This is a genomic window from Shimia aestuarii, from assembly GCF_022814865.1.
Lineage (GTDB): Bacteria > Pseudomonadota > Alphaproteobacteria > Rhodobacterales > Rhodobacteraceae > Shimia > Shimia aestuarii_A.
Window position 1 is genome coordinate 191,314 of the sequence record NZ_JAKVRD010000007.1, and the last position, 10,289, is coordinate 201,602.

At 50.2% G+C, this 10,289-nt stretch carries 12 protein-coding genes; 7 read left to right on the forward strand and 5 right to left on the reverse strand.

Annotated elements, in window-relative coordinates; translation table 11 throughout:
- Positions 1–71: 71 nt before the first annotated feature.
- Both MK745_RS09645 and MK745_RS09650 read left to right on the forward strand, forming a co-directional pair.
- Positions 72–908: a type IV toxin-antitoxin system AbiEi family antitoxin domain-containing protein gene (locus MK745_RS09645; RefSeq protein WP_243613080.1), complete on the forward strand. Its 837-nt coding sequence runs from the start codon at positions 72–74 to the stop codon at positions 906–908.
- A complete protein-coding gene (locus MK745_RS09650) occupies positions 898–1,815 on the forward strand; it encodes a nucleotidyl transferase AbiEii/AbiGii toxin family protein (protein WP_243613081.1) in 918 nt (305 codons plus the stop codon). Before MK745_RS09645 ends, MK745_RS09650 begins: the two co-directional genes overlap by 11 nt.
- Before the next feature lie 99 nt (positions 1,816–1,914).
- Here MK745_RS09650 and MK745_RS09655 read toward each other — a convergent pair whose 3' ends face one another.
- From MK745_RS09655 to MK745_RS09665, 3 genes are all read right to left on the reverse strand, one after another.
- Positions 1,915–5,331 carry an AAA domain-containing protein gene (locus tag MK745_RS09655; RefSeq protein ID WP_243613082.1) on the reverse strand — a complete coding sequence of 1,139 codons (3,417 nt, stop codon included), beginning with the start codon at positions 5,329–5,331 and terminating at the stop codon, positions 1,915–1,917.
- A 244-nt stretch (positions 5,332–5,575) separates the two neighbouring features.
- Positions 5,576–5,923: a hypothetical protein gene (locus tag MK745_RS09660; protein WP_243613083.1), complete on the reverse strand. Its 348-nt coding sequence runs from the start codon at positions 5,921–5,923 to the stop codon at positions 5,576–5,578.
- Between the two features lie 136 nt (positions 5,924–6,059).
- Positions 6,060–6,641: a recombinase family protein gene (locus MK745_RS09665; protein ID WP_243613084.1), complete on the reverse strand. Its 582-nt coding sequence runs from the start codon at positions 6,639–6,641 to the stop codon at positions 6,060–6,062.
- 265 nt (positions 6,642–6,906) lie between these two features.
- On the opposite strand from MK745_RS09665, the gene MK745_RS09670 reads away from it, so the two are divergent.
- Genes MK745_RS09670 through MK745_RS09680 form a run of 3 tightly spaced genes read left to right on the forward strand, consistent with a single transcriptional unit; the run spans position 6,907 to position 8,545 of the window.
- On the forward strand, positions 6,907–7,638 hold the full coding sequence (locus tag MK745_RS09670; RefSeq protein ID WP_243613085.1) for a hypothetical protein: 732 nt from the start codon (positions 6,907–6,909) through the stop codon (positions 7,636–7,638).
- A gap of 40 nt (positions 7,639–7,678) precedes the next feature.
- Positions 7,679–8,035 carry a hypothetical protein gene (locus MK745_RS09675; protein ID WP_243613086.1) on the forward strand — a complete coding sequence of 119 codons (357 nt, stop codon included), beginning with the start codon at positions 7,679–7,681 and terminating at the stop codon, positions 8,033–8,035.
- Between the two features lie 12 nt (positions 8,036–8,047).
- Complete coding sequence (locus tag MK745_RS09680) at positions 8,048–8,545, forward strand: hypothetical protein (RefSeq protein ID WP_243613087.1); 498 nt, start codon at positions 8,048–8,050, stop codon at positions 8,543–8,545.
- Positions 8,546–8,578: 33 nt separating this feature from the next.
- Here MK745_RS09680 and MK745_RS09685 read toward each other — a convergent pair whose 3' ends face one another.
- Together MK745_RS09685 and MK745_RS09690 are read right to left on the reverse strand one after the other, a co-directional pair.
- Entirely contained in the window at positions 8,579–8,851 is a 273-nt protein-coding gene (locus MK745_RS09685; RefSeq protein ID WP_243613088.1) for a hypothetical protein, read from the reverse strand.
- A gap of 11 nt (positions 8,852–8,862) precedes the next feature.
- The gene (locus MK745_RS09690) at positions 8,863–9,369 is read right to left on the reverse strand and encodes an antirestriction protein ArdA (protein ID WP_243613089.1); all 507 of its coding nucleotides are present in this window, start codon (positions 9,367–9,369) and stop codon (positions 8,863–8,865) included.
- Between the two features lie 211 nt (positions 9,370–9,580).
- Between MK745_RS09690 and MK745_RS09695 the strand changes: the two genes are divergently transcribed.
- Both MK745_RS09695 and MK745_RS09700 read left to right on the forward strand, forming a co-directional pair.
- Entirely contained in the window at positions 9,581–9,895 is a 315-nt protein-coding gene (locus tag MK745_RS09695; RefSeq protein ID WP_243613090.1) for a hypothetical protein, read from the forward strand.
- Between the two features lie 100 nt (positions 9,896–9,995).
- On the forward strand, positions 9,996–10,193 hold the full coding sequence (locus MK745_RS09700) for a hypothetical protein (RefSeq protein ID WP_243613091.1): 198 nt from the start codon (positions 9,996–9,998) through the stop codon (positions 10,191–10,193).
- The last annotated feature ends 96 nt before the right edge of the window (positions 10,194–10,289 follow it).

Here is a 10,289-nt window from a genome sequence, read left to right on the forward strand (position 1 = left end):
GAGTTTACATTATTGTCCTTCTATAAAGTGGAGGGTTGTCTTCACTTTGAGAAAGTGCTATTTTGTCCACTATGAGTTTACAAACCGAACCAAACCTAAAGAAGTTGATCGAAGCCGTACCGCACGGCTATTTTGTCGACTCCAAGTGGCTGACCCAACAAGGAATATCACGTCAACTTGCGTCGAAATACGTTGAAAGTGGTTGGCTCGCGCGGGTCGCGCGCGGTCTGTACCAGCGTCCCTTCCATCCTGCTGGGATGAACGATACAATTTCTGATTGGGAGCACTTGGTGCTGTCGATGCAAAATCTAATGGGGCTGAATGTTCACGTCGGCGGAACAACGGCGCTGCAACGGCAAGGACATAGCCACTATGCCCCTTTGAGTGGAAAAGACCGTGTCTTTTTATACGCTAACAAAATACCGGGCTGGGCCAAAACTATAGAAACAACTGCAAGGTTCGAGTTCCGTTCCCATAAGTTATTCAAAACCGATCTGGAAGAAGGCTCCGCATCCTTAGCCGAAAAAACGGCGGGCGTTGAAAGTCCTCAGCGTTGGCAGTTGACAATGTCATCACCTGAGCGCGCGATCCTCGAAGCGTTGGATGAGCTCCCGGATTCCGAAAGTTTCCACAATCTGGATATGATATTTCAGGGGCTGGTCAATCTTCGTCCCAGTCGGATCAGAGCGCTGTTAGCTGGATGCAATAGCGTCCAAGTTAAACGGCTATTCTTTGTGTTTGCGGACCGCCATCGCCATGCTTGGCGAAAACACATAAATGTCGAAGAGATTAATTTAGGATCGGGTGACCGATCCTTCATTAGGGGCGGCAAGCTGCACCCCGAGTATCGCATCACTGTTCCTCCCGAATTTTTGCCAACGGTGACGGAGGACCAACATGAATCATAAAATTTACGAAGCCCAAGTGGAGCTGTTGGTCAACGTCTTACCTTATGTCGCCAAGCAAAAAGTATTTGCTCTCAAAGGCGGGACTGCAATCAATCTGTTCTATCGAGATTTGCCACGTCTTTCAGTGGACATTGATCTGACCTATCTGCCGATCAAAGATCGCACGGCCAGTCTTGAGGAAATCGACGCAGGTCTCACTGAACTTGCAAACGACATCACAGCACATGCCCCCACAACCATTGCTCAGAGGATTGCGGGCGGCGGCGGCGGTGAGACCCGAATGCTTATTCGGCGTGGTAATGTTGAAGTGAAGATAGAAACGTCGCCCGTTGCGCGTGGAGTTGTGAATGATCCCCAGCTGCTAGGGGTTAGTGAAGCGGTAGAGGACCGATTTGGCTTCGCCGAAATGCAGGTGGTTGCGTTTGAAGACCTGTTTGCGGGAAAGCTCACTGCGGCTCTTGATCGCCAGCATCCACGTGATCTGTATGACGTAAAATTGCTTTACGAAAATGAGGGGATGAGTGACGCATTGTTCCACACGCTGTTGGTATACATCGCTTGCTCAGCACGTCCGGCGCATGAATTGCTCTCGCCTAATCTGGTTGATCTAAATCGTCCCTATACATCTGAGTTCGCAGGAATGACCGCTCGACCTGTATCGGTGGAAGAGCTTGTTCAGACACGCGTCGATATGATCGCTGACGTACAAAGCCGATTGGATGGGCAAGCGAAAGAGTTTCTGGTCGGCTTGCATGATTGCGCCCCGCGCTTTGATGCCATTGGCTTTGAAGCCGCAGAAGAACTTCCAGCCATTCGTTGGAAGTTATTGAACTTACAGAAGCTTAAATCTCAAAATCCAGAAAAACATTCTGAGCAACGCGATTTACTGTGGGCTTTATTCGATTAGCAGTGCTTTCTGACTGTCATCAAAGGCCTAACTGGGATTTGCTCTGTTGAGTGGACGTCTATTCCGAAAAATTTCTATTTCGCGTGAAACGAATTATGCTCAAGCTATTTTCTTTTCTCGCACACCAAGGCTTTCCCGTAAAACATCGATTTCACTTTGTAGGTGAGACCCGCTGTATAATATCGAAGTTTCATGACGCGCATATTTTCCTTTTCGATCTGCGCTTAGCCAGTTGTACGAGCCGATGCAAAGCTGGTTATCGTCAACGATGACAATCTTGCTATGAAGTTGCCGCACCTCATGTAGTTTTACGCCTATTTGGTCCAGCGCGTTCTTGGCGGCTTCCATTTGGGTAGTCCCATCTGCATACTGCAACTGATTCAGAAGCGGATCAGCATAAATATCAACTTTGGCTCCACGCTGGATAGCTTGATCTAAAGCGTCCAACAGCCCGGCCCGCTGCATTGTTGATTGAATTATCCAAGGGCTTACGATTGTTATCTCCTGCGCGGTTTTTAATGCTTCCTTCAAGAAGTTATCATGCTCGCCAGCGTCTCTCAGGGTTGTAAGTGGGCTATCAGCTCTACGAAGATCAGCACGCGGTTGTGACGTGAATTCAAGCGAGGATCTTGATTGGGCAAACAAACAATCGGCCAGAACAGATCTCGGTGACCCTTTTGCAGCAGTGGAAAAGACGTCCATGTCACCAAAAACCAAAAAGCAATCCTTGGCGCGCGAAACTGTGACATTCAACATGCTGGGAGACGCATCAATAAATGAACCATCTGAGTGCTTTGAGTATACTGGTGAGAATATGATTACTGGGCGTTCAGCACCTTGAAGCGAGTGAACAGTACCGATGGTCATACCTTTGTTAATTCCAACATTTGAACAGGCGTTCCTCAATTCCTGTGCTTGGCGCCCAAAAGGTGTTACAATGCCAACTATGTCTTCGATTTTGTGTTGGTATTGATTTTCAAGAGAGTTTCTATTTTCCGACAACCATTCAGCAATGGTTGAAGCTTCGGTTCTATTCGCGCGGCTGCCACCAAACTGCTCTGCCATACCATCGATATGCAAGTAGCCGATTGATGGAAATGATTTATTTTCCGGCGCGTTGCCCCTTTTGGGTATCAGAGAACCTTTGTAGCAAAGTGTGTTGCAGAAATTGATGATTTCGTCGAAGCACCGACGGTGCTCGAATAGATAAAGCCCACGTTCCAATTCTGGATATGGTTCGAAAGCACAGGCTTGCTGGGCAAGGCGCATGGCGCTGCCATCAACGCTGCGAATACCGGTTTGCGACAGAGCCTTTAGCTCGTCTTCCGAATAAGACTCTTTGATAAACCCAACACTTTGCAGGTTTCCAATATCAACTGCTGTAGACAAAGAAGAAATGGGTTCAATCTGTTGAGTATCACCAATTACCAAAGCTCGTTTTGCTAATGCGAAGGAGGGTGCAGCCACCTCCGGTAGCACCTGCCCAGCTTCATCCACAATTAAAAGATCGATAAAGTTATATAAAAATCCAGTATGCCACGCATCATCGGCCTTATGTCGATAGCTCATTTTACCCGGCAAACTTGCAAATGTTGAAACTGCACAAGGGGTAATCATCATGCGCCGCAGCCAACGAGGAACCGCAGATTTTTTTCCTGTTTTTCTTTTGGAGGAAATGACTTCTTCAAGATTTTCTTCCATCTCAAGCAGCCAACGTCCTTCCCAGTAGTGACAAGCAAGGCGGAAAAGATCAAAGCGGCTATGGCAATCTGCGTATCTATCGACCTCTAGCAAAATTCCGTTTTGGGGTTCCTCAAAACCAAGCGATAGAACAGCTCGTTCCCATGACTGTTCTGCTCGCGTAAAATTCTCTAATGCAGACTTCGCCGCATCGCGTTTCTGGCGCGCTGATTGAGCCGACTTTTTAGCCGTTTGTGCAGATTGCTTCAGACATTTACTGACATCGGACAATGAACGTGTGCTTGAAAAGTCTACGTCACACCCGGCTTCCTCAAGCGCAACCCTACCTTGCATGCATCTTTTCCGAGAGATTGCTGGTATGAAACCAAATAAAGCCAAGAGGAGGGACTCTTCTGCTTGGTGTTTCGTCCATGCCGCAACCCAGCTTTTGTGCTGTCGAACGCGCTCTTTAAGGTCATCAAATACTGTTTCAAGGTTTGCCATCTCGGTTGCATGATCAGAGCCAAGCAGGTCAGAAACGTTTTTTGATGCAACCGACAAACGATTTTCTGCTTCGTCCATATCGTGGAGCTTTGACACTTCTAACGTTATGCGTGCAAGCAAAGCCTCAACGATTTTCTCAACATCAGGGTTTTCGATTCTCGGAAATGCAACTTTTGCAGCGGATAGATACACGTCGCGCGCACGAATTACATACTCTTCGCTTTCAAGTTCGTCGAAGAAACGTTCAGTTTGATACTTTTTTGCAGCCTCAGCTTCCTTCGTTTTGGCTGGCAAGAAGAGGCCATAACTCTTTAAATCAGGTAGCCAGCGTCCTGAGAACGGACCTTCTCCTTCGCCAAAGTCCTTTCCAAACGCATCGATTATATTCGTGACCGCTTGGTTGTTTGTGGATGCGGCAACAATGACAGGGGGGTGAGATTCTTCTAGTGCTGCGCGCACCCACGCATCGGCAATCGCCGATAAAAGCATGGTTGTTTTACCTGTTCCCGGAGGCCCATTGACTGCTAACACATCGCCGTTAGAGCTTGTTGAAAGGTATGAAAGAACTTGACGTTGATGGTCAGCCAGTGGGAATTTATCGCTTGCATGACCTAAGCGATTTTTAAAGGTTGCTTCCGTTTTAGGCGATAGGTCCCGCGTCTCTGGCTTTTTCCCGCCTAATTTTTTCAGAAGCGGCGTATCCGGCTGATCGCTTATAACGTTGTCATACATGCTAATAACTTGGGCAATCGTAGCGGCGGAGTCCTCGGCCACTTCAAGAAAACCAAAGCCAGTGGGAACGTAATTCTGATCGTTTGTGGGCCAAGATGGAGAAACGGCATCAAGCATAGCACGGCTGTGTTGCAGATATTGAGGCCACACGGGCGAATTTTCATCTGGTGCGAAAGGGCTCGATGCTAGAAAGTGGTCGAATTCGTCGATATTGCCCAAGGCAAAAACATCATTGGGAAGTGGTGTTAACACATCACGGGCAATAACGCTCCGGGTTGGCAGGATTTTGCCATCCCGCCTAACGACCGCATCCGAGACAACAGGCGCAATAAAATCAGGATATCCGTTTGATATCGTTGCGCCATGAGACTTCTTTCTGGCTGTAACCATCGGCCATATTCTTACAGCCACAAACTCGGTGTCTGGCTTTTGCCCTTCGAATACTTTTCGCAGCTGGTTTTTAGGAAGGGTACCATCACGTAGAGAAGCTTTGGGAAGCTCCATTAGTTTCTTACGGTCACGTTCGCTAAAACGCCCTTTGCCAAGTGCACCATCTGCGAGAGATGAACGCCAGTACTTCAAAATGCTCAGGTGGTCCAAATTCATATTACCCAGATAAACGTCTGATTAGATTGAAAATATTCTAGCATGCCATAACGCTGCTTGCATAGGGAACATTGTTTGTCCTGAGGCTGTTGTCGCGTGGAGGCGTTCGCACATACCCACAAAAATACCCGCAAATACCCATAACTCATGCTTTAAATGAGGCGTCAAACCCCATGTTGATTAAAGCGAGAAGGATCAGAACCCACGGCGCGACGTTCGCGCAGGGAGCAAAAGATGATCAGGAGCGATCCTTGTAAGGCACATAATCCGGCGTTTCCGGTGACCAAAACCGCATGGGGTTTCGCTTGGTCTCTGCCTGTTGAACCTGCTCATAAGCGTCCAGCACGTCCGGCAACAGCCGTTCGTTGGCCTCGCTGGCGCGTTCCAGTAGCTCTCGATAGCAATCGATGTGGATTTCCCATGCGACTTCCAAACACGCCCCATAGATTGCAAGGAGCTTGTCCGCGTTGCTGAATTTGTCCTCGTCGTTCATCAAGTTCAGGATCGCAGCCATCGCGCCCTTGCTAAACCGATCCATGTCGGCCTGATCTATGTGAACCACGTTTCCTTTGTCTTTTTCATCCATGAGTCCTCCTATGTCTGATCTTCAAAACCTCAGTTAAACAAAGACTTCACGGTATCACAGGCACAGATACAAAAGCAAAAAAGCGCGAAGACGACAGGACGCGCCAAGACCTATACGACAAGGTTACTGCTCAACTTTAGGATGGCGGTTTAGCCGCATCGTTGAACTTCTTGATCGCGCGGCTGAGGGTAAGTTTGGACACGCCCAGCTTCTTGGCCATGGCGGTAATGGTGCTGCTGCGCTCTTTAAGTTTCTGTGCTGCCTTTGCGATTTGCTTGTCAGTGAGTTTTCGTGGACGTCCAATGTGTTTGCCGCGTTTCTTCGCGGAAGCCATGCCAGCCTTGGTGCGCTCACTATTCTGTTCACGCTCGAACTCTGCAAAGACGGCAAGCTGGCCATAGACCATGCGCCCCATGGCGGTGGTGGTATCTATGCCTTGCGTGATCGCCTGAAAATCCACCCCGCGACTGCGCAAGTCATCCAGCAACATCAAAAGGTGAACGGTTGATCGTCCGAGCCTGTCGAGCTTCCAAACCACAAGCGTGTCGCCCTCGGCCAATTCATCCAATACCTCGGACAATCCTTTCCGGTCTTTAACTGCACCGGACACGCCGTGGTCGCCATAGATGATGTCGCACCCTGCCGCTGTGAGCGCGTCCACTTGCAGCGCTTCGGTCTGTTCTTCGTCGGAAACCCGGACATAGCCAATTTTTTTCAAGCGGGGTCAGCCTCATGCGTTTTGGAGAAAAAGGACTCCAAAACAATGCCTTAAATCGGGCTTCTGCACAAGAAACCCAAGCATCAAAAGGGGTCCCTTTCTTTATTAATTACATATCAACAGTTTGAGGGGTTGCATATGATGGGAAAGGGCGCATATCGTAGGGTGTAAGCACGTAAAATCAGCGCTCACCAACGGTTTCAAAAGGGACCCCTTTCTTTCCGCTTGCGTGAGCGCCCAGCCGTTTGAAGGATTGGAGCGCATCATGTGGGATGAAGAATACTACTCAGATCGTAACCTCTACGGACCGGGGGCAGCGCTCGTTAACCAAGAGCGTCGTGATGCCCAAAAACGTGCGGCCAAAAACCAAAGTACCTACACACCAACTGGCAATCATGGCCCGTCCATTGGTGGCCCACTGGTCCTGATTTGCGTGGGATTGTTTGCTTTGGCGCTGGTCATTGCGCTGATTGAAATGGCGGTCACGTGGTACACTTCGGATGTACGTCACTACATCGTGACAGGCGCGGTGATCGTTCCTGTGTTGGCGTTGATGGCGCGCTGTTATTTGCGCGAGCGGTTGCCGATGCTGCCCGAGTTGTTCAGCTTGGGATGTCTCGTCGCGCTGTATGTCTATGTCTGCTCAGACTGTTTTCTCGTGACGGAAAACGCGTTCAGTTACGCCTATCTGCCTGCGCTTGCAGCGTTCCTTGGCTGCACTGCATTCCTGATCCTCGACCGCTTAGAAATCGTGACGCCCTTTGCTGATCGCACAGGTCTCTCTCGCGTACTGTTGGCGCTGCAATTGATGATGCTGGTCTGGACCGCCTTTATTCTGCCCGATGTCGCGATCATGGGCGCGCTGACATGGCTGGGCTTCGTGGACCAGTTCCACTCGTACATTCTGACACACGGCCCGTCAGAGGCGCAGCTGATCCAAATCATTATCGCGGGGGCCTTGTCCCTCTGGAGCTTCGGGATTTGCGAAAGCTCATGATCTTTCCACGCATACAAAACCATTAGAAACGGGAGTAAAAATGAAACTTATAGCCGCAATTCCGCTCTGCGCATTGCTCGGGGCCTGTGCGACCGTCACGGGCCAAGGCTCTGTTCCGGTCACGCGCATCGACAATTCCGCGCTTCAAACCCTGTCTTGGACGGCTATGCAATGCACCTACACGATGGCCAAAGCAAACGGCGCAACGAACATATCAGAACCAGATGTGCGCCGCGCCATTCCAGACTGCGACGTACAGATATCTGCTTACATCAACGTGCTGGCGCGCCGCGTCCAGAATGACAATGGCTGGTCGTCATTGCATCCGTCGGTGAAGCCGACGCTACGGCAGCAATACGAAGATCGCCTCGTCACCGAAATCGCACGCGCACAATAAAGGATCTTTTAAATGCTGAGAACCGTATCAACGAGCTGCGCCGCGTTGGCAATTTTGGCCACGCAGGCGGTGGCGGAGCCTGACGTTGCGATCAACTATGGAGTTGACCTCATGGACACTCACGTCCCCTCAAACGTCGCGGGTCAGCTCGACAACCATGAAGTTGTTGCCGCTGTAGAAAACATCCCGCAGGGCGGTGCCGCCTTTTGGATTATCGGAAGGGATGGTCAATCGCGGCAGGCCGTCGTTGGCTCGCCCATTTTTGAGGGCGAGTCGATTGTGGTGTCCTCGACCGTTGCCGATGAAAGCGTTGATGTCCTCTTGATGAATGATGTCAGTGTCAGTCTGCAAGGCGGCGATACCTTATCGCCGGAAGCGGATTACCGCGATCTGGGCGCAGGAACGCCCAAGGGCGTCCTACGAAGCATTTTTGACTTCACGACGCGCTCGATTTCGCGCGGCGATGAACGCCAAGATACCCCCATCGTCTCGCTTGGCTTTAGGGCGTGAACGCTCATTTGGCGGCAAGCGCATTCAATGGCTTCAAAATCTGGGGCCATAGCGTTTGCCATCGATTAAGAGGCGGTCCTTGGCATCCATCAACACGCGCCAGTGATATAGACTGCCGATATTGTTGATGGCGTAGATCACCGCCTCCTTGTCGCCAAAGGCGTAAACAACAAACTGCCACGGACCCGCGCCGCGCTCGCGGGTCTGATAATATCCGTGCCAGTTTCGGCATTGATAGTTTCCGGCCCACCATGTGGCACCGGAAACCGATTTTTCGATGGGATCAAGAAAAGAAAGCTGTTCCATAGCTTCCTCCCTCAGCTTGCCCGATAGATCAGGCGTTCGCCTACAATCTCAATCTCTGAATACTCAACCGCCAAGTCACGGGCGATGGCGTTATAATCGATGTAGAATTGAAACTGTTCCGGCACCTCGCCAAACAGACCTTCATCGACAAACTGCTCTGCCAGCTCACGCATTGTGGTCGCATGATACATATCAATGCCATAGTGGTCTGGGTCGTCCTGTGGATCAAAGACATAGCCCAGTTCTCCCGTCGCGATGATCACATTGATCTTCTGCCAGTCTTCCCATGCCTCGGCGCATTCCAGAAAATCCGCAAAATTCGCTTGGCTTAGACCAATTGCTTTGGCCAGCTCACAATCCATCCGATCACCGTCAATGAATTGGATTTCAAACTCTTCAACGGGATCGCCATAGGCATTCTTGAGCGCCTTTGCTTTCTTGCGATAATCCTTCGCGCTTGTGAAATAAAAGCCCGTGGCGCTGATGTCATAGGGCTGTGCATGTAAAGTAATCGTCATTTTGGTTCTCGCTTTCGTTTGGGTTAAAAGCGACGAAGTCTCAAAATCTCTCTTCAACTCCGCGCTTGAACCCTTGCCCAGCGGCGAGCGTCCAAACCAAAAACCAAACCAACATGCCGCGCCATTGGCGCGCCAAGTTTTGGACGTTCGATCAAACCCTCCGGGGATGGGTCAACATCTTCTCGGGAGACCGCAAAGCGGCGGAAGATGATTGACCCACAGCCAAAGCGTCACCGGATTTGATATAAGCTGGAAAGATGGGTTCGCAGCCGGGTTCATCCGGCGTGCAACATCACGCGCCGATGCGCGCGCATCGGCACTGTCTCATGTGTCAGGGATGGAAGCCGAATGGCCGAAACCGCTCGCGGGTTCGGTTCACGACAGCCCGCTCGGACAAAAAACTGTCAATTATTGTGGACAAGCGCAACCGGGACTACAAACCCTCTTGAAGTCAAACCATGGTAATGCTCGCATAGGAGAAGATGCGATTTTCGAGTTGCCTATGGTTGCATCAGCAAAACACTGATTTCCTGTGGGACGTGGCTTGGATGATGATTTTCGCTGCAAACTCGGTTAGTTAATAGTTAGATGGCGCGATCTCGCCAACCAAAGGAAATGAATAAAAAATGTCGCTGGCGAGAAATACATTTATTAGCAAAGATTTTCTAAAGTCTGTTTGGGCAATGGATTATGCTGCATTTAAGAACTCAGATGAGGAACGTGTCCTAAGGGCACGTTTGCAAAACTGGGCAGATCGCAGCGATCTTGGTGAAACATCTTCGGAAGGAGCTTTTGATCCGCCCCACTTGAGTGGTCCAATTTGATTGTTAGTGCATGATCGGCCTTTGGTCCATCTGGATGATGGTTTCGGGGGCCGGTGGGCGATAGCCCAGAGCACTGTGGGGTCGTTTCGTATTGAA